Below are 18,896 nucleotides of genomic sequence, written 5' to 3' on the forward strand. Positions count from 1 at the left end.
GCATGAGTATTCCCCGGACTGTTTACAAAATGCAAGCCACTGGCAACGATTTCGTGGTCTACGCCGATCCCCGGGGGAATCTGGAACCCACCGGCGACCAAGTGCGATGGCTGTGCGACCGGCATTTCGGGGTCGGCGCTGACGGGGTCATCCGGCTGACTCACCCGGCCGATGTCAGCGACCTGAATCAAGAGCAGGTGGATGCCTGCGACCGTTTCGGCTGCCAGTGGTTCATGGACTACCGCAACGCGGACGGATCACTGGCCCAGATGTGCGGCAACGGGACGCGGGCCGTCACCCTCTTCGCTCAGAAGCAGGGACTGACGCCGACCATGGAGGGTTCCTCCTTCCTGCTGGGGACCCGAGCCGGGGTCAAGCGGATCGTTTCGCACGGTCCGATGAAGAGCGATGGCGAACATGTGTTCAAGGTCAAGGTCGGAACCTGGCGGATGGAATCGGTAGGGGAACAGCTGGTCGATGGCGGGGACCTATCAGGCTCGGCTCCTGGCACCATGGTGGATATGGGCAATCCGCATGTAGTCGTTCTGACCTCAGTCGCTGCTGAATTGGAGGCCAGAGGGCTGCCGGGAACCGTGACTGACCTGCTGTCCAGGACTGATCTGCCGGACCCGGGCGATCTGGACCTGTCTGCTTCGCCACGGGTCAGCCCCGGACTCGCCGAGGGGCAGAATGTGGAGTTCCTACGTCTGGATGCCCTGGATGCCGAGAATGGCAGCGGTCGGGCTACCATGAGGGTCTATGAGCGTGGAGTCGGAGAGACTTTGTCCTGTGGGACAGGTCTGTGCGCCAGCGGCGTACTGCTGCGAGCACTGACCGGAGCCGATCACTGGTCCATACAGGTAGGCGGGGGCCGTCTGAAGGTGGACGTGGATTCGCAGGATGTGTGGCTGACCGGACCGGCCAGAATGGTAGCCCGTCTGACTCTGGAGAATGTTCCCGGCTGTTGATCAGCCGAAGAGGGCGGAGCCTTCAACAGCGAGGACGATGGTTGCCAGGACAACCAGCCAGATTAGATCAACCATCAGATCGAAATGCCGCTGGTAGTAGGTCTGAAGCCATCCTGGCCTCTTGCGCGGCAGACCCTGCTGAACCACTGTGGCATGGCTGAACGCCATGAACTGCAAGCTGGTGGAGAAGGTCATGACCAGGCACCAGGGGCAGAGGGCGTGGATGACGAAGAGCGACTGGGTGAACAGCCAGAGCGCATAGGCCAGGGCGGCAAGCGAGGCCAGCCAGGTCCCTGCCGCCAGCAGTGCGGGCATCTTGATTCGGCACATGCCCACTACAGCCAACGTCAGGAAGACGGATTCGGCTATCAGTCCTAGGAAGGCATTGGGAACCGGCAGGGTGCCCAGACGAATCAGCTCTGCCTGGGGCGACTGGGCCACGGCTGAGCAGGAGACCACCGAGTTGATGTCGCAGCTCAGCTGGCCTTGGGGGTGACGTGCCAGCTGCAGGGTTTCCGCAGATAGGACCAGACTGGCATAGAGTGCCATGAACGATGCCAAGGCAGCAATCACATAGCTGGAAAGCGATGAAGAGGTCTGTTCGCTCATGGGGTCCATCACCTCGATGATTGGAGGGGTTGTTCTGGGACTGGAACGCGTTCACGAGTTTAGGATGGAGGTATGACGCATGAGGATACTGCCACGGTCTCCAGTCCGTTTGGAGTCGGGGCCGGATGGGACCTGCACTGCCATACCGTGTTCTCAGACGGCACCGAGACGCCTCGAAGGATGGTCGAGCAGGCGCAGCAGCAGGGACTGGAGGGTCTGGCCATCACCGACCATGACACCAACGCGGGCTGGGACCAGGCTCGACAGGCTGCGCACGACTTGGGAATGCCCCTGCTGCCGGGTACCGAGATCACCGCGCAGGATGGCCGTGTCTCGGTCCACATGCTGGCCTATCTCTACGATCCGAAGGATCCGGTCATTGCCGGGCTCTTCGCCAAGACCAGGGAAGCCAGACTGACCAGGACAAGGACCATGGTCGAGCGGATATCTCAGGATTATCCCATCACTTGGCAGGATGTGCTGGATCAGGTCAAGGAGGGGTCGAAGACCACGGTGGGCCGTCCGCATATCGCCGATGCCCTGGTCAAAGCCGGTATCTATGGCGACCGAAGCCAGGCCTTCGCAGGAGTCTGCTCCTCCAAAAGCGCTTATTACCTGCCTACGCCCTCGCCGACCACTCACCAGGTGCTGGAAGCGGTCAACCATGCAGGCGGCGTCCTGATCATCGCCCACCCTGGTGCCGTCAGCCGCAATGCCGTTCTGCTCTCCGACCGGCAGATCGCGGCTCTGGCCAGGGAGGGGCTTGGTGGCCTGGAAGTCTGGCATCGAGACAATCCGCCTGAGCAACGTCGACGACTGCTGGCCCTGGCCCAGCGCTGGGGACTGCTGGTGACCGGAGGATCGGACTGGCACGGCCAAGGCAAGCCCAACCGCATGGGTGAGAACAGCACCAGTGGTGAGGTGGTGGCCCGAATCGTGGACAAGGCCCAGGGATCTCGTCCTGCGGCTTGGAGGAATTAGCGAATACGGATCGGGGGCGGTCAGACCACAAGGATCCGGCCGCCCCCGTCAGGTGATCATAGCCTTATTCGGCGGAGCTTCCCAGGGCGCCGAAACCGACCGGATGAGTGGTGTCTGAACCGACTACTGCGTAGCCCAGTGACTCCTTGGGAACGATGATGTGCCGGCCCTTGTCGTCCACCAGATCGATGGGTCCGCCCTGGCTCAGGGCTTGGCTGATGTGGGCAGCCACCTCGTCGGCCTTGGCGTTGGTGCTGAAGTTGACCGTGCGGGCCACATTCTTGATGCCGAATTCGATATCCATTGCTACCTCCAAGGTTTTCTCCGTTGCCCAGTCCTGCCGGTCTACGGATCTTCCGGTCTCATTATTCGCTGACCCCGGTGATTACGCTCTAAGCGTCCTGGAGCGGCTTCTCTTGGGAAGAATTGGTCTCCGGGGGCGACGCTGATGCCTGTCCGTCTGTGACGATCGTAGGAGTCTGCTCGGGCAAGGGTTTTCTGGCGAGGACGATGGTCTCGGCCTGATCGTCTGCAAGAGCTTTGGATGACAAGGCTTCATGCGGTTGGGGAGCGGTCTTTCCTGCCTCAGCGGCATTCGAAGGCTGGTCGTCTATGGAAGGGTCAATATCGTCATCACCGGTGACTGGGTTGCCGATGCCGCGGAAATGATCGCTTAGGCCCGATTCTTCGTGCTGGGAGACAGGATCAACAGTTGGATGTCTGGACTGATCGTCACTGCCGATGTCGGCGCTCTGGGCCTGCCTCACGGGTTTCTGCCTTGCGTCAGAATGATCCATGGCAGTCTGAGTCTGAGCCAGGTCGGCCATATCCACCCTGCTGATGGCGATAGTGACCGAGCTTTCATCCACCGGTTCGGCGGAAGGCTCCTTGGGCGAAGCCGTTGCATCTGCCGAGGCGGGGTTCTGCCCTGGCTGCGGATTCTTCTGTATCTTCGCTGCAGAGGGGTCTTCAGAATTGTCGCCCTCCAGCAGCGTGCCCACAGTGATGGTAGAGGGTGCGCCATCGGGTGACGAACTGTGCGTCTGCTGCTCATGACGGGTTCGCAGGCCCTGCTCGTGATCGCCCAGCTGCTGGGCCAGACGCTCCACCTGGGCCTTGAACTGGACGATCCGTTCGTTGTCCGCCCGGTCCAAGGCGGTGATGAATTCGCCCACCTGCTCCATCTGCAGCCAGAGATTGGCTCGGAGCATGATCAGGTCATCCAGCCTGGCTCCCATCATCCTGCCATAGGCCGCTATGACTGCGTTTCGGCGGGACCCGTCCAGCTTAGCGAAGATCCAGGCCAGGTCGCGGGCAGGGTCGTTGACCTGCATGTCCTGCCATCCGTAGACCCCGCTCAGTCCTGAGCCTGCGTAGAGCAGATCGCCATCGGAGAATCCTCCGTGCACGGTGCAGGTGTCGAAGGACCAGAGTCCGTCGGTCGCCACGATGGAAGCCCAGGAATCAGTGATTTCCTCGGGCACATGGCCATCCATGCGCAGCCGCTTGATCCATCCTCGCAGTTGTGCCGCGATTTGGTCAGTGGAGAAGGCTGGATAGCCGTAGGTTTTCAGGAAATCAGAGCGCACCCGGTGGATGGCGCCGATGGCGGTGCCTGCGGCGGTGCATTCGTTGAGGGTCAGCAGATGGAGGGGACGGATTCGGCCCGGGCAGTGAGTCATGACGGCAACGGCTGTGGTACCAGTCCGACTGTCGTCCCGCTCGCCTGGCTGGTAGGCCAGAATGTGCTCGACCCGGAAGCCCATGGCTGCAATCTCTTTGGCATCGGCCAGGGCCTGAGCTGCTTTGACCCGAGCGCCCAGCCGACGTTTGCCGGCATCCGAGCTGGTCGCCCAGACATCGTAGACATTGCCGGTCGCGTCCTGGACTACGGCGCAGTCTACGCCCTGTGCACGGTCCAGGCTGCTGAGCTGGTCGCAGTCTCGCGCTCCGGTCATGGGAACGTCGGGCATGGCAGCCGATGCTAATGCAGCCAGGGTCAGCTTCGTTCGTTCACTCACATTCTCAAGGATAATACAAGGACTGTTGTGGATTCGGTTGTCCACTTGACCACATAGGCACGCCGCCGCCGGTTCCGGTACCGGTCTTTGGCACAATGGGGGTGTGCATGAGGATGAGGAACGATTGCTGGAGGGTCTGGATCCTGCCCAGCGACAGGCGGCCACCGTGCTTGACGGCCCTGTGCGGATCGTCGCAGGCGCCGGGGCTGGCAAGACCAGAACCATCACCCGGCGTATGGCTTATGCCTGTGCCAGTGGCAGCTGGGAGCCATCCAGAACCTTGGCGGTGACCTTTTCGGTCCGTGCGGCAGCTGAGATGCGCGATCGTCTGAACAAGCTTGGCGTGTCGGCCTCGTTGAAGGCGGTGACCTTTCACTCGGCGGCCTTGCACCAGCTCAGGCGGGTATGGCCTCAGGTCAGCGAGACCTATCCTCCCGATCTGATTGAGGATGTGGCTCCCCTGGTGTCATCAGCCTATCAGCGGGTCTGCGGACAGGAGCCCGATCCAGGCCAGATCAGGGATCTGACTGCCGAGATCAACTGGGCCAAGGTGGGGCTGATCGCTCCGCAGGACTATGTTCGCGTCTGTGCGGCCGCTCACCGTCTGCCTCCTGCCGGTCTGGAGGCTGATCGGATGGCCGACCTGTACACGGTTTTCGAGAGCTCCAAAGCCGCCCACAATCAGATGGACTTCAACGATATTCTCCTGCTGGTCTGCCACATATTGGAAGAGGACGGGCGGGCTGCTGCAGATATTCGAGACCGGATCGGCTGGCTGACCGTGGACGAGTACCAGGATGTCTCACCCCTGCAACACCGGCTGCTCAAGCTCTGGCTCAACGGGGGGCAGAACCTATGCGTGGTAGGGGACCCGGCTCAGACCATCTACTCCTTCGCTGGGGCCACATCCTACTACCTGCTGAACTTTCCCGGGGAATTTCCAAGCATCAAGGCCGATCTGGACCTGTCCACCGACTACAGGTCCACTAGGAAAGTGGTCCATTATGCCAACGGCATTCTGGCGCACTCGCCAGTGCGTGGCGACTATCTGAAGCTGACCTCGGCCCGTGAGGAGGGCAGCAGGGTCGCGATGACCCGTTACGAGGACGATCGTGATGAGGCTGGAGCCGTGGCTTCTCGTCTTGCCTCCATGATCAGAAAGGGGGCTCAGCCCGGCCAGTTTGCAATCCTGACACGGATCAACGCCCAGCAGACTCTGATCTGCCGTGCCCTGCACGAACATGGAATCGGATACCGGGTTCGCACCGAGTCAGGCTGGCAGAACCAGTCGGTCGATCTGAGCAAACAGGAGGTGCTAAAGCAGCTGGAGGGCGGCATGGGCCAGGGGAGGGTCACGGTCTCCACCATTCACGCCGCCAAGGGGTTGGAGTTCGCTCACGTCTTCATTGTGGGCTGTGCCGAAGGGCTGATTCCCTTTGGTTCACCGCCCGAGGGGGACGCCCTTGAGGAGGAGCGCCGTCTCATGTACGTGGCAGTGACCCGGGCCGAGGACACTCTGCATCTTTCCTACGCGGAACACAAGGATGGCAGTGCCTTCGTCCGACGCGCCCCCAGTCGGTTCATTCATCGCTGAGCACTAACGTCCCGTCCATCGTAGCGTAGGGGAATCGGTTCAGGCTTGGTCGCTGTCCGAATCGCCCCTGTCTGAGTCGTCCGTGTCCGGGTGGGCGCTGCCAGGGTCTTTGGAATCCGAGCCGGCGCTCTTCGGATTGCCAGGAGCTTCATGGTCTGAATGCTTCTGGTCGGTTGAAGCGTCAGAATCGGAATCGTCGGAGTCTGCAGGGGCGGTCGCATCGGCAGAGGAATCCTTCTCCTGGGCGTTCAGCAGTTTGTCCAGCTCGGCATCCCAGTCCACCGAGGCGGCGGTCTTTTGCTTGGACTGCCCCTCTGCAGCGGTTGATGTTCCTCTCTGATCGGCTTCGTCCTTGGCGGGCAGGGAAGGCAGAAGATCAGGGTGGGACCAGTGGCCGTCCCGGCCTTGGATTCCCTCGTCGGCGGTTATGCGCTCCCAGAGATCGGCAGCCTCCCGCAGCCGCTTGGGATGAAGATGCAGACCCAGCAGGGATTCGAAGGTCTGTTCAGCCGGTCCTCCCACAGCACGCTCGCGTCGGGTCATCTCCCGCAGCTGCTCAAGATGGGGCAGGTGGGCCATGCCGGCGTTCCAGACCACGCAATCCACCCAGCCGTCCACCAGGGCCAGCAGATCGCCTAGGCTGTGCAGGGCCTCCTTCTGTTCAGGGGTGTCCTCAATGCCGACGTTGCTGAGGTTGATGGCGCCGGCGATGGATTCGGGGTTGATCTGTTCGGCATCGCGCAGTTGGTCCTCCACGGCGTCCAGGTCGATGGAGACCCCCCGTGCATACTTTCCGATCAGGGCCTCGAAGCGCGGCATCAGCCAGGGGACAGCCGCGTAGAGCCGGGCGTGTGCGGCCTCCTTGAGAGCCATGTAGCTGGTTACCTCATCCAGATTCAACTCCAGGGATTTTGCGTATGACTTGATGTTCTGCGGTATGAGGGCGCCGGCGGGGTTCTTCAGCAGTAGAATGCCCTGGTCGAATCCCCCGTGGACCTCCTTGGCCAGCTCGCCGGCGGCCTGTCCCAGCTGCATAGCGAAGGAGGTATTTCCCAGCAGCCTCATCAGTGTGGTCGGGTCTTTCAGATTGTCGGGCAGTGGGATGGGCACAGGCCCGGCGAACATTCCCGAGATCTCGCCCTGGTCGAAGCCTTGGAAGCGCTGGCTTATGACGGAGGTCAGCGCCTCGCTGACCGCCTGGGCCACAGGTGATGCGAACTGGACCCAAGCGTCTATGCTGCCCTCGATCCATCCGGCACGGGTCAGTGCTTCGGCGTGGCCTGGGGCGGGGTCAAAGGCGCAGACGGTGTCCAACCAGAGGTTAGCCTCGCTCATGACTCGGGCCACCCGGTCGCTATCCTCGGCGGTGACGGTGGTATCGGACTGGTCGGCCCTAGTGCGCCCCAGTGCGATGTTCTTGGCCAACGCAACGTTGATGGGCCCCTGATCAGCCTGGGCCTCCATATCGGTCGGCGTATTCAGCCCCCCAGCCGTGAAAGCCTGGATCAGAGCCTGAACCTCGGCGGGTTTGGGCAGCTGATCGGCTCCCTGGGCCGCCATCTGGGATCGGATGGACTCAGGCAGCTGTGAGAACTGACTCCAGGCCAGCTCGCCCTGCACCGGGCCGAAGCACTCGATGAGCCATTGGTGGATTGCATTCTCGTCCATAGCTTTGTTTCCAGTCCTCGCCAAGGCAGGTTGCCCGCCGTCAAGGTTGACATCTGCCAGGATTATCGTCTTCATCAACCATAATATTGGAGCTATGACACTTCCGCACGGAAAATCGGATCACTGCGCCACAGGCGCATCCGAAAGGCAAGTCGGGGCGCTTGGCGGACCCACGCGCAAAATGCTGGTCGGCGGTCTTCTGGTCATTCTGGCCCTCTTGGTGCTTTTTCTTCCCTCGCCTTATACCATCGAGACGCCAGGACCCACCCAGGATGTGCTGGGAAATTCAAAAGGCTCGCCAGTCATCAAGGTGAAGGGCGGCCAGGTCCACCGTGACAAGGGCCGTCTGCTGATGACCACGGTCAATGCCCGCGGAATCCCCGGCTACCCGGCCTCCAACCTGGATGCCCTGGTTGGCTGGGTGGACCCCCATGCCGCAGTTCTTCCCCAAGAGGCTGTGGTGCCTCCCGGACAGAGCGTAGAGGAGTACAAGCGTCAGGAGCAGGGCGACATGCACGGCTCGCAGAAGGCTGCCTCGGCCCAGGCTTTGGCCTTCCTCAAGACCCATGGATATGACGTGTCAGGTCTGCAGTTCAGCATGAAGGTAGCTGATATCGGCGGACCCTCGGCTGGGCTCATGTACACCTTGGGGGCCATTGACATGATCACGCCGGAGCAGGAGACAGGCGGTCTGACCATCGCCGGAACCGGCACCATGGATCAAAAGGGACGGGTCGGGGCCATAGGCGGCATCCGGCTGAAGATGCTTGGAGCCAGACGGGACGGCGCCACCTGGTTCCTGGCTCCGAAGGACAACTGCTCGCAGGTGGTTGGCCATGTGCCCCAGGGGCTGCGCGATGTGCAGGTGGCCACTTTGGATGAGGCCTATAAGGCCCTAGTGGCTATTGGCCATGGTCAGGGGGAGGGGCTGCCCCGCTGCACGGCCGCTAAAGGCAGATAAGACAAGGCCGGCCCAATTGGTGAATTCCGGCAGTCTTGTTATGCTGAAGCCGTGGCTGAGACTACAACCTATACAGCGGAAGAGTTCGGTTTTCATCCCGGAGATATCGTTCAGGAATGGATGTGGGACGATGATGTCGATGACGGGATCCGGACCAGGATCGAGGACCTGACCGGCGAAGAGCTGGTGGACGAGGACTATGACGCAGCCGTGGATGGAGTCATCATCTGGTGGCGAGACGGCGATGCCGAGGACGATCTGGCGGACACCATCATGGATGCCTCGGCCATGATCAACAAAGGTGCGCCTTTCTGGGTGCTGACTCCCAAGCCCGGCAGACCAGGAGCTTCGGCGCCAGGAATCGTCTCCAATGCGGCCAAGACTGCAGGCATGAATGCGCTGATGCCCACTACCGTCAGCAAGGATTGGAACGCCACCCAGTTGCGGGCTTTCGGTAAGGGCAAGTAAGACTTTTGGCCGTCCAGGCGTTTCTTGCGGGTAGGTATATCGCGTAAGCGCCGATAAACGAGGTGGTGGGCATCGGGATCAACCGATGCCCACCACCTCGTTATCATTCATGAGGAATTCCCAGAGGAATCCCGCTGACCCAGCTGCCCCTACTGCTTGTCCTTCTCAGCAATCGCAGGAGCTGCCGTCGTGGCCTTGTTCTGATATTCGGCCAGCAGGGTATGCGAGCGGATGTCGCATAGGTTGGCCACCAGGGCCATGATCAGAATGACCAGGCCCACCAGGAATATCCAATGCAGACCATCGAAGACGATGGTGCGCGCCGGGCCCAGCAGTCGGGAGGGGATGCTCCCCGCCGTGGCTGGGTTGATCATGCTGTTCATCATATCCTCGGTCAGTCCCTTATGCTGAGGCACCTCGCGAGCAATAACCGTGTTCATGACGATGCCGAAGATGGAGACCATCAGGGTCTGTCCCAGGGATCGAGCCAGGGTGTTGAAGCTGGTCGAGGCACCCACGTCGCCTGAGGGCACCACGCTCTGAGCGGTGATGGTCGAGGTGGTGATGGTCAGACCGAAACCGAAGCCGACCACGGCAGAGATGAGCAGGAAGGCCCAGTAGGCGGTGGCCTGGGGGACGGCTATATAGCAGACGCAGGCTGTCAGGATGAAGGCCAGGCCTATGTTGGTGGCCCGATGCGGCGGGTGGTGCATGGTCAGCGGTCCAGCCAGATATGCGCCCAGGAGCCAAAGGATGGAGGAGGGTGTGACCACAAAGCCGCCCAGGGAGGGGTTCATTCCCAAAACAGACTGCATCCAGATGGGCATGTAGGTGTCGAAGCCCATGAGGAATCCCGCCACCAGGAGCATGCAGATGTTCTGTATGACGAAGGTCCTGATGCGGAAGAGCCGCAGGGGCAGGATGGGATCCTCCTGGCGGCCCTCCACATGGAGAAGCAGGGCAAAGGTGACCATGGTGGCGACGGCTAGGATCAGAGTGATTCGCACATTGCCCGCCGAACCCAGGCTCTGCAGGCAGAGCATCAGGCAGATCAGGCTGACGCTGAGCAGTCCGATGCCCATGTAGTCGATACGGCTTTCGCGCTTCTGGATATGCTCGCTCAGGAAGAGCTGGATCATGACGATGACCAGTAGTCCGATGGGCACGTTGATGGCGAAGACCCAGTGCCAGCTTATCTGCTGGACGATGAAGCCGCCCAGCAGGGGAGCGATGATGGAGGCGATGCCCCAGGCCGAGCCGTTCAGGCCGATCATTCCCGCCCGCTTGTCCAGGGGATAGATGTCTGCCAGGACCGTGTAGGTCAGCGGCTGGATGGCACCTGCCCCCAGACCCTGCAGAAAACGGGCGCCGATCAGCTGGGGCATGGACTGGGACAGGGCGCATAGGGTGGACCCGATTACGAAGACCAGCAGACCGATGGTCAGCAGCGGCTTGCGGCCGAAGCGGTCTGAAAGCTTGCCGTAGATGGGCGTGGTGACCGCCGTCATGAGCAGATAGATGGAGTAGACCCAGTTCATGATGGACAGCCCATGCAGGTCCCCGATGATGGTGGGCATGGCGGTGGAGACGATGGTCCCCTCGATGGCCGTCATGAATGTGGCGATGAAGACCGCTACCGTCACCAGGGTGCGGTTGGTCTTCCTGCCACTGCCTGTATCGACTGTCTGTGACAATCCGAACCCCCTGTCGTATGGTGTGTTTCTCTTCGTTTGCGGACAATGGCCGCGAATTCCTAGTGGATTATAGCCGCACCGTGTGGTCTTGTCACCGTGTAATCTGCTAAGGTGGTGTGCTGGTCCCGTGGCTCAGTTGGTTAGAGCGCCACCTTTACACGGTGGATGTCCCCGGTTCGAGTCCGGGCGGGACCACAGGGGTTTTGAGAAGGGCGTGCTCGGAGTTGCGTCTTAGCGCTCACGTAGAATCGATGCACTACGATCGTTGGCAAGAAAGGTCAGGAGGTCGATGCCTGATGTCAGCTAAGCCTGATGCCCGCGGAACCCAGGCGACCATAGCGCGCTCGGGCAAGCACAAGTGGGGATATGACACCAAGCAGGTGGATGCCTTCCTGGAGCGGGCTCACTCGCTTTATGAGAGCCGGGATCCTGACCTGACACAAGAGGAGATCGCCAACGCATCCTTTGATCTGTGCAAGAACGGCTATATCGTCACCCAGGTGGATGCTGCTCTCTCCCGATTGGAGAGGGTGATTTCCGACAGACAGACCAGTATGGAGCTTGCCCGGGTGGGCGTGGATGGATGGAAGAACAGAATGGTCAGTCTGCAATCCGAGCTGACCACTCATGCGGGCAGAGCTTCGGGCAGCGTCTTTAAACGCGGGGATCCTGGCATGCCTTCCTACGATTGCAAGCAGGTGGAGCGGCTGATTGAGCAGATTCTCAACAAGACATCGGATCTGCTCAACCTGCAGGAGGGGCGGAAAACAGGCTCGGACAAGCCAAAGAATACCGATATTACGGCCGATCGCGTCTCCAATGTCATCTTTACGCAGCGTCGGGGCTCCAAGGGCTATGACGAACGTCAGGTGGATTTCTTCTTGGCCAAGGCGGTCGAGCTCCTGGAACAGCTGGAATCCTTTGCCAGGGTCAGCGAGAAGTCCAAAAACCCTGGCCGCAGTTCGTCGACGCCTGCTGCTTCTGCACGATCGCAGTTTTCAGCGCAGAATTCTTCAGCCTCGGCCATTCAGCCTCTAATCGGGCAGAGCCAGACTCCTGCATGGAGCACAGCTGATGCCTCCGCTTCCGGACCGGTGGGGGCAGCTGTAGAGGGCACCCCGAACAATCCGGATGATTTTGCTCAGCTTCATCAGGCTGAAAGGGCCATCTTTGAGGCTCCGACAGCCAACACCCAGACGATGCCTTCGGTCAAGCCCAGCAGCTCTCTGAGCGCTCTGGCCTCGGCGGTCAACAAGCGGCTGGCACAAGACCGAGCTGGGGCATCCACGGGTGTTGGTGCAGCAGTTGCTGGTACAGCGCCTGCTGCATCCTCTTCAGCCAGACAGACCTATTCAGCCGGGACGGCGAACGGCGGATCTGCCGCCGCCCCTGTCAATTCCGCCGCTATGCCTGCCTCCGTCCCGCCTGCAGCGGCAGGATCAGCGACATCCGCGTCAGCTGCGCAGTCCGTGCCTATCAGCTACCCACCTTCTTCTTCGCCTACGACGCAGACGCCTTCGGTTTCCGTCTCATCCACTCCGACCGCTGCTTCGGCAGGAGGGGCGTTCTCTCCCTCTGCTAGCACTGAATCGTCGAGACCCGCTTCGAATGGTGCTGATGATGACTGGTCGCCGGCGCCAGGAAGCACCTCGATTATCTCTTCACCCTTCGTTGACGGCCCTCTAGGAGCAGGCGGACCCTTGGGCAGCTATGATGATCCTGCACCGGAAGAGCCTGTCCCACAGGAGCGTCCCTCGGCTCAAACGACCGGAAGCGATAAGGATTCGCGCCAGTCAGTCTCGGACACACCCGACTGGGCCAAGCCGCGGTATTCACCAAACGCGCAGGGCGGTCAGAGCCAGGATCAGGATCCGGATTCCTATCTGGCATCCCTGGTCAACCAGGATCTTCCCAAGATAGAACTGGACATCCCAGATATTTCCTTCCCCGGTTTTGATGACGAGGGAGGCAAAGACGATAGCGGTCACTGAGTCATCGAGTGGTTGCGGAATCCGGAAAGCATGGCAGTGATGAGTGAGGGCAGGCAGGCTTGTTCGTCGCTAGGGCGTGAACGCACCTTGGAGGATTGGTCGCCCAGGAACGAAGTCAATGAGCCTCGCAGTCTAGTTATCCTGGGATCCACAGGATCCATCGGCACTCAGGCCCTGGATTTGATCAGTCGTCATAGGGATCGGTTCCAGGTGACCGGTTTGGCCGCTGGCGGCGCTCATGTCGAACTGCTGGCCCGCCAAGCGCGTGATTTTGGCGTGACCCGTCTGGCTCTTGCCGAGAATGCCCAGGTTCCGGCCCTGCTGCAGGCTCTCAAGGCCCTGGGATTGAATGGCATCCAGGTAGAGGCAGGCATGGAGGCGGTACAGGCTCTGGCTGGTTCGGGCAGCGATCTGGTCCTCAACGGCATCACAGGATCAGTCGGTCTGCGTCCATCCATTTCGGCTCTGCAGGCCGGATCGCAGCTGGCCTTGGCCAACAAGGAGTCTGTGGTGGCTGGTGGCCATCTGCTCTTTGACGCCCAGCTGAGGCCCGGCCAGATTAACCCGGTCGACTCCGAGCATTCGGCCATTTGGCAGTCTCTGCGTTCTGGGCAGCATGGAGAGGTGGCCCGTTTGGTGGTCACCGCCTCGGGGGGTCCTTTCCGGGGTTGGAGCCGCCAGGCTATGCGCAAGGTTACCCCTGAGCAGGCCCTGAATCATCCGACCTGGTCCATGGGCCCGGTGGTCACTATCAACTCCTCCACTATGGTCAACAAGGGTCTGGAGGTCATCGAGGCCAGTCGGCTTTTCCGCATCGAGCCCGAGCGGATCACTGTGGTCGTCCACCCTCAGTCCGTGGTCCACTCAATGGTCCAGTTCCAGGATGGCGCCACCATTAGCCAGGCTTCGCCTCCTGATATGCGTCTTCCCATTGCCCTGGGCCTTTCAGCTCCCGCTCGTCTTGACAATGTGGCTGCCGCCTGCGACTGGTCCAAGGCCAGTACCTGGACCTTCGAGCCCTTGGATGACCAGGCTTTCCCGGCGGTCAATCTGGCAAGACGGGCTCTGGGAAGCTGCGAGCCCATGACTGCGGTCTTCAATGCCGCCAACGAGCAGGCGGTTCGGGCCTTCCTGGATCACCGGCTGCCCTACCTGGATATTGTCGAAACCATCCGTTCAGTCATGGATGCCATGGAAACGCATCTTCCGGGAACATTCACATCCGTGGAGGTAATGGAGCAAGTCGAGCATGAGGCGCGTCAAAGGGCTGATGCTTTGATAGACATGACTGCGTGAGTAGCATTCCCAAGACCGAACAGTCAGCATCCTCCCAAGGGTTCCGTAAGACAGGCGACCAGGCCATCAGCCAGACTCCTCTGCATCCTCGCCGCCGCTCGCGTCGGATCATGGTGGGGCCTGTGCCGGTCGGCGGGGGCGCACCGATTTCGGTGCAGTCCATGACCAACACGGTCACCGCTGACATCAACGCTACCTTGCAGCAGATCGCCGAGCTGGCTGCCGCCGGCTGCGACATCGTACGTGTGGCTGTACCCAGCCAGGACGATGCCGACGCGCTTCCCATCATTGCGAAGAAGTCGCCCATCCCGGTCATTGCCGACATCCATTTCCAGAGCAAGTACGTCTTCCAGGCCATCGATGCGGGCTGCGCAGCTGTCAGGGTCAACCCGGGCAACATCCGCAAGTTTGACCAGGTTGGTCCCGAGATCTGCAAGGCCGCCACCGATGCAGGCATTTCCCTGCGCATCGGGGTCAACGCCGGCAGCCTGGACAAGGACATCTACGCCCGCTACGGCGGCCCAACCCCCGAGGCCCTGGTCGCCTCGGCCTTGCAAGAGGCCCACATGTTCGAGGACGTGGGTTTTCACGATTTCAAGATCTCCGTCAAGCACCACGATCCCGTCACCACGGTCCAGACTTACCGGCTTCTGGCATCCAAGGGCGACTGGCCCCTGCACCTGGGCGTGACCGAGGCCGGGCCTTCCTGGCAGGGGACCATCAAGTCCTGTCTGGCCTTCGGCGCGCTTCTGGCTGAGGGCATTGGCGATACTATTCGTGTTTCCCTGTCCGCACCGCCTGTGGAAGAGGTCAAGGTGGGCTGCAAGATTCTGGAGTATCTAGGGCTGCGCCAGCGCCACTTCGACATCATCTCCTGCCCCTCCTGCGGCAGGGCCCAGGTGGATGTGATCGAGCTGGCCAAGGAAGTCACCGAGGGGCTCAAGGACATCACCGCTCCCATCCGGGTGGCCGTCATGGGGTGCATCGTCAACGGACCAGGCGAGGCCAGGGAGGCCGACCTGGGGGTGGCTTCGGGCAACGGCAAGGGCCAGATCATCATCAAAGGCAAGGTGGTGCAGACGGTGCCTGAGGACCAGATCGTCCCCACTCTGCTGGAACGGGCTAAGGAAATCGCCGCCCAGATGGATGCCAAGGCGGCTGTCGAGGGTGAAACCTTGCCGGAGGTAGGGCCCATGGTGGTCCCGGTTACCGGCCGTGCCAGCTGAGGGCGTAAGCGCCATCCCCGCCACCGGTTACAATGGCCGACGTGTCCCAAGAGGTTGAGCGTTCCCTCCCCGCAAGCGGGTGGAGCAGGGTAAGACGGCTGATGACCAGTCTGCCTGTCTTCGTCATCCTCATGGGTCTGCTGGTCTCTGTCTCCCACCTGACCGCCGTCCCTTGGAAGTACGAGCCGGTGGACCAGAATTTTCCCACTCTGACTCCCGACACTGCAGTCACCTTCGACTGGCCTGCCGGGGTTGCCAGGGAGGCCATGGGGCAATACCAAGTCGAATCCCGACACCAGGAACTGAGCGTGGAAAGGCCCGCCACGGGCGAGCACCAGCGCATCAGAATTCTAATTCGCGCTCCTAAGGGCGCTTCGGGCCATCGGCCGGCTGTAGTCTTCATGCACGGCGCCGGTTACGGGACCTGCGACAACTCCTTCGGGGACGTGGCCCGGTCCATGGCCTCTGCAGGTTTCGTCACTGCTGTGCTGGACAAGCCGGTATGGTCCACTACGGATGCCGACAGGGACTATCCCGCCTCGGCCAGGGCCTATGAGCGGGTTGCCAATCTGCTGCGCGACCAAGATGATGTGGATGCCTCCAAGGTGGGCATCTATGCCACCAGCGAGAGCACTTGGATCGCAGCCATGCTGCTGACCATGGACCATCGGATCGCCTTCCAGATTCTGCTGAGCCCTATGGTCTATTCCCCGCGGCATGCCATGGGCTTCTTCGTGGCCCAGGACTTCGCCATTGCCGGGGCCAACCAGGGCTACCAGTCGGTGGTCCGTCGGCTTTTCAGCACAGATGCCACCCTCTTGGGCCTGAACAATCTGGACATCGAGCCCACCGACCGCTACACCTACGCCATCCCCACCCTGCTGGCCTACGGGGCCAAGGACGTGATGACCGCACAGGTGGAGGGGGTGCAACGCGTGCTGTCGAAGGCGCACGCCTCAGGCAACGAGAACGTCACTGTGCGTTCCTACCCGGTCTCCAACCATGTGCTGCGGCTGGGGGATGAGGCCCGGACCGGCACACCCCTTGCTGACCGCTACCAGCAGGACATGATCGACTGGGCGGTGGGTCAGGTTCATGGCCTGCATCAGACCAGCCCCAGTGTGGGAGGGGCCACCATCCACCAGTCCATCGCCGTGCCTACTGACCTGCGGGGGCGGCGCTCGCTGACCATCTATATGCTGGTCCTGCACCTGCTGACCCTGGTTCTTTTGCTGGCGGCCCTGGTCATGGCAGTGGTGGCAGGTCTGATGAAATTGTTCCGTCTGCGCAGGCGCAAGGACCCGGTTCTGGGCTTCAGCCATGGCTTCGGCGGCACCTTGGTCACCATCACCGGCACCACCCTGGCCACCCTGGTCCTTTTCGGAGCTGGTCTGGGTCAGGTCATCATGGCCGTGGTACGCCTGGGTTGGGGTGGCGTGCCCGACCAGGCTGGGGTCAGCTACTGGAGCTGGCCGGTCATCCAGGTGGTCTGTGCCCTGGTCATCTGGGCCTGGTCGCGCACCTTCGCCCGTATGGTCGAAGTAGCCTCCCTCAAGGGACTGGACCGATTGCCCGATCAGGTCCGCGCGAGCAAGGCCGGCGGCCCCAGCCTGCGTCAGCAGATGCGTGACATGGATCCCAGGCCTGTTCTGGCCTCCACCCGTTTTGGCGTTGCCCTCTTCATCGTCACCACCTTGGCCATGTTCGGAGTCCTGCTGATCTTCGCCTTCTGGGGTCTGTTCATCTATCAATGAAAGGACGGGACCGCCGTGGCTATCTATCGTGACGAGGGCCTTGTCCTCAGAACGGTTAAGCTGGGCGAAGCCGACCGGATCGTGACAATCCTGACCAAGGGGCACGGCAAGGTCAGAGCCGTGGCCAAGGGAGTGCGGCGGACCAAGTCCCGCTTCGGCGCACGACTGGAGCCATTCATGCGTGACGATCTGCTCATCTCTAGCGGTCGGAACCTGGATATCGTCTCCCAGGCGGTATGTCTGGTCCCCTACGCCGATGCCATATGCGTCGACTATGACCTCTACGCCAACGGGGGCGTCATGCTTGAGACCGCCGACAAGCTGGTGGTGGGCGAGCACGAACCTGCCCCGGATCAATACCGTCTGCTGGTTTCCGCACTGGCCAGTCTGGCTGGTCACCGGCATGGCCCCCGTGACATCGGCGCATCTTACCTGCTGCGATCCCTGGCGATGGCCGGCTGGCGTCCCCGGCTGGATTCCTGCATCGTCTGCGGCCGGACCGATCAGCTGACCCACTTTTCGGTGCCTGGCGGCGGGGTGGTCTGCAGCCGGGACAGGACCACCGATGCTGTGGCGGTGGATCCTGCCACTCTGGCCCGCTTCCAGGCTCTGAGCAGCGGGGATTGGTCAGTGCTGGACGGCAAGGTCTCAACCCCCCTGTGCGATGGTCTTGTTGAGAAATGGGGCGAATATTATCTGGAGAGACCAATCAGGTCTCTGCGGCTATTAGATTCTTGAAGCATGAGCTTTGACCCGGTCGACTATACCTCCCTGGATGTGCCAGCAGCCCCCTTCTCCGACCCCGGACGGATCCCGCACTTCCCCAAGGGAGCGGTCCCGCGGCATCTGGGCGTGATCATGGATGGCAATGGCCGTTGGGCCAAGCAGAGGGGCATGGAGCGTACCGAGGGCCACCGGGCCGCCGAGCCGGTGGTCTTCGATACCATAGCCGGAGCCATCGAGGCAGGGGTTCGCTACCTGAGCCTGTACACCTTCTCGACGGAGAATTGGAAGCGCTCGCCGGCCGAAGTGCACTTTTTGATGGGTTTCTCCCGGGACATCATCCACCGTCGGGTGGCCCAGATGGACGACTGGGGGGTGCGCGTGCGCTGGTCGGGCCGTCGACCTCGGCTCTGGAAGTCGGTCATCGACGAGCTGGAGGCGGCCATGGATCGGACCCGGGACAACACCAGGATCGATGTGATCTTCTGCATCAATTACGGAGGCAGAGCTGAGCTGGCCGATGCAGCCACTGACATCGCCCAGGAGGTGGCGGCAGGGCAGATCAAGGGTTCCAAGGTGACTGAGAAGATGATTGCGCAGCACCTTTATAACCCTGACGTACCGGATTGTGACCTGGTCCTGCGCACTTCGGGGGAGCAGCGTACTTCCAACTTCCTGCCCTGGGAGGCGGCCTATGCGGAGCTGGCCTTCGTGCCTGAGCTCTTCCCTGACTGCGGGCGCGAGGTGCTCTGGCGGGCCATCGACGATTACGTCCACCGGGACAGACGCTTCGGCGGTGTGGAGAATGCCTGAGAAAACGAGACATCTCAATTTGTGAAGTTAGCCATAGTCGTCCAAATTTACACGTTCGAACTCTCTTGTAATGCTCTTGAACGGTAGTCTGTGTCATATCGCAGCGGAGCAAGCCATGTCTGCTGTGGA

Annotated in this window: 16 protein-coding genes and 1 tRNA gene; 12 read left to right on the forward strand and 5 right to left on the reverse strand. The window is 61.4% G+C overall.

The window, feature by feature from the left end:
• Nucleotides 1-2: 2 nt before the first annotated feature.
• Entirely contained in the window at nt 3-968 is a 966-nt protein-coding gene (gene dapF, locus DKK75_RS02120; RefSeq protein ID WP_110451832.1) for a diaminopimelate epimerase, read from the forward strand.
• Here the strand turns inward: dapF and DKK75_RS02125 are convergent, their stop codons facing one another.
• A complete protein-coding gene (locus tag DKK75_RS02125) occupies nt 969-1,577 on the reverse strand; it encodes a vitamin K epoxide reductase family protein (protein WP_181414418.1) in 609 nt (202 codons plus the stop codon).
• 72 nt (nt 1,578-1,649) lie between these two features.
• Here DKK75_RS02125 and DKK75_RS02130 point away from each other — a divergent pair, with 72 nt between their 5' ends.
• Nucleotides 1,650-2,558, forward strand: a complete 909-nt coding sequence (locus tag DKK75_RS02130) for a PHP domain-containing protein (RefSeq protein ID WP_110451834.1) — start codon at nt 1,650-1,652, stop codon at nt 2,556-2,558.
• A 64-nt stretch (nt 2,559-2,622) separates the two neighbouring features.
• Here DKK75_RS02130 and DKK75_RS02135 read toward each other — a convergent pair whose 3' ends face one another.
• Nucleotides 2,623-2,862 carry a DUF3107 domain-containing protein gene (locus DKK75_RS02135; RefSeq protein ID WP_110451835.1) on the reverse strand — a complete coding sequence of 80 codons (240 nt, stop codon included), beginning with the start codon at nt 2,860-2,862 and terminating at the stop codon, nt 2,623-2,625.
• 88 nt (nt 2,863-2,950) lie between these two features.
• A complete protein-coding gene (locus DKK75_RS02140) occupies nt 2,951-4,579 on the reverse strand; it encodes a phosphotransferase (RefSeq protein WP_110451836.1) in 1,629 nt (542 codons plus the stop codon).
• 103 nt (nt 4,580-4,682) lie between these two features.
• Here DKK75_RS02140 and DKK75_RS02145 point away from each other — a divergent pair, with 103 nt between their 5' ends.
• A complete protein-coding gene (locus tag DKK75_RS02145; RefSeq protein ID WP_181414419.1) occupies nt 4,683-6,173 on the forward strand; it encodes an ATP-dependent helicase in 1,491 nt (496 codons plus the stop codon).
• Nucleotides 6,174-6,212: 39 nt separating this feature from the next.
• On the opposite strand, the gene DKK75_RS02150 is transcribed toward DKK75_RS02145, so the two are convergent.
• On the reverse strand, nt 6,213-7,841 hold the full coding sequence (locus DKK75_RS02150) for a zinc-dependent metalloprotease (RefSeq protein WP_110451837.1): 1,629 nt from the start codon (nt 7,839-7,841) through the stop codon (nt 6,213-6,215).
• Nucleotides 7,842-7,935: 94 nt separating this feature from the next.
• Here DKK75_RS02150 and DKK75_RS02155 point away from each other — a divergent pair, with 94 nt between their 5' ends.
• Both DKK75_RS02155 and DKK75_RS02160 read left to right on the forward strand, forming a co-directional pair.
• Nucleotides 7,936-8,802: a S16 family serine protease gene (locus DKK75_RS02155; RefSeq protein WP_110451838.1), complete on the forward strand. Its 867-nt coding sequence runs from the start codon at nt 7,936-7,938 to the stop codon at nt 8,800-8,802.
• A 51-nt stretch (nt 8,803-8,853) separates the two neighbouring features.
• On the forward strand, nt 8,854-9,270 hold the full coding sequence (locus DKK75_RS02160; protein ID WP_110451839.1) for a DUF3052 domain-containing protein: 417 nt from the start codon (nt 8,854-8,856) through the stop codon (nt 9,268-9,270).
• Nucleotides 9,271-9,419: 149 nt separating this feature from the next.
• Here DKK75_RS02160 and DKK75_RS02165 read toward each other — a convergent pair whose 3' ends face one another.
• A complete protein-coding gene (locus DKK75_RS02165; protein ID WP_110451840.1) occupies nt 9,420-10,964 on the reverse strand; it encodes an MDR family MFS transporter in 1,545 nt (514 codons plus the stop codon).
• 121 nt (nt 10,965-11,085) lie between these two features.
• On the opposite strand from DKK75_RS02165, the gene DKK75_RS02170 reads away from it, so the two are divergent.
• The 7 genes from DKK75_RS02170 to DKK75_RS02200 all read left to right on the forward strand — a co-directional run bounded on the left by DKK75_RS02170 (nt 11,086) and on the right by DKK75_RS02200 (nt 18,767).
• Nucleotides 11,086-11,159: transfer RNA gene (locus DKK75_RS02170), tRNA-Val, on the forward strand.
• Between the two features lie 101 nt (nt 11,160-11,260).
• Nucleotides 11,261-12,955 carry a DivIVA domain-containing protein gene (locus DKK75_RS02175; RefSeq protein ID WP_181414420.1) on the forward strand — a complete coding sequence of 565 codons (1,695 nt, stop codon included), beginning with the start codon at nt 11,261-11,263 and terminating at the stop codon, nt 12,953-12,955.
• A gap of 39 nt (nt 12,956-12,994) precedes the next feature.
• The gene (gene dxr / locus DKK75_RS02180; RefSeq protein ID WP_258333121.1) at nt 12,995-14,251 is read left to right on the forward strand and encodes a 1-deoxy-D-xylulose-5-phosphate reductoisomerase; all 1,257 of its coding nucleotides are present in this window, start codon (nt 12,995-12,997) and stop codon (nt 14,249-14,251) included.
• A complete protein-coding gene (ispG, locus tag DKK75_RS02185; protein WP_181414421.1) occupies nt 14,248-15,477 on the forward strand; it encodes a flavodoxin-dependent (E)-4-hydroxy-3-methylbut-2-enyl-diphosphate synthase in 1,230 nt (409 codons plus the stop codon). Before dxr ends, ispG begins: the two co-directional genes overlap by 4 nt.
• A gap of 101 nt (nt 15,478-15,578) precedes the next feature.
• The gene (locus DKK75_RS02190; protein WP_110451842.1) at nt 15,579-17,231 is read left to right on the forward strand and encodes an alpha/beta hydrolase family protein; all 1,653 of its coding nucleotides are present in this window, start codon (nt 15,579-15,581) and stop codon (nt 17,229-17,231) included.
• 15 nt (nt 17,232-17,246) lie between these two features.
• Nucleotides 17,247-17,969 (forward strand): DNA repair protein RecO, encoded by a 723-nt coding sequence (gene recO / locus DKK75_RS02195; protein ID WP_110451843.1) that lies wholly within the window; start codon nt 17,247-17,249, stop codon nt 17,967-17,969.
• A 3-nt stretch (nt 17,970-17,972) separates the two neighbouring features.
• Complete coding sequence (locus DKK75_RS02200) at nt 17,973-18,767, forward strand: isoprenyl transferase (protein WP_110451844.1); 795 nt, start codon at nt 17,973-17,975, stop codon at nt 18,765-18,767.
• The last annotated feature ends 129 nt before the right edge of the window (nt 18,768-18,896 follow it).

The sequence above is a fragment of the Bifidobacterium asteroides genome (assembly GCF_003202695.1).
GTDB lineage: Bacteria > Actinomycetota > Actinomycetes > Actinomycetales > Bifidobacteriaceae > Bombiscardovia > Bombiscardovia asteroides_G.

Coding starts and splice junctions, on each gene's coding strand:
- dapF (WP_110451832.1), top strand. CDS start 3: ATGAGTATTCCCCGGACTGTTTACAAAATGCAAGCCACTGGCAACGAT.
- DKK75_RS02125 (WP_181414418.1), bottom strand. CDS start 1,577: ATGAGCGAACAGACCTCTTCATCGCTTTCCAGCTATGTGATTGCTGCC.
- DKK75_RS02130 (WP_110451834.1), top strand. CDS start 1,650: ATGACGCATGAGGATACTGCCACGGTCTCCAGTCCGTTTGGAGTCGGG.
- DKK75_RS02135 (WP_110451835.1), bottom strand. CDS start 2,862: ATGGATATCGAATTCGGCATCAAGAATGTGGCCCGCACGGTCAACTTC.
- DKK75_RS02150 (WP_110451837.1), bottom strand. CDS start 7,841: ATGGACGAGAATGCAATCCACCAATGGCTCATCGAGTGCTTCGGCCCG.
- DKK75_RS02155 (WP_110451838.1), top strand. CDS start 7,936: ATGACACTTCCGCACGGAAAATCGGATCACTGCGCCACAGGCGCATCC.
- DKK75_RS02175 (WP_181414420.1), top strand. CDS start 11,261: ATGTCAGCTAAGCCTGATGCCCGCGGAACCCAGGCGACCATAGCGCGC.
- dxr (WP_258333121.1), top strand. CDS start 12,995: ATGAGTGAGGGCAGGCAGGCTTGTTCGTCGCTAGGGCGTGAACGCACC.
- DKK75_RS02190 (WP_110451842.1), top strand. CDS start 15,579: ATGACCAGTCTGCCTGTCTTCGTCATCCTCATGGGTCTGCTGGTCTCT.
- DKK75_RS02200 (WP_110451844.1), top strand. CDS start 17,973: ATGAGCTTTGACCCGGTCGACTATACCTCCCTGGATGTGCCAGCAGCC.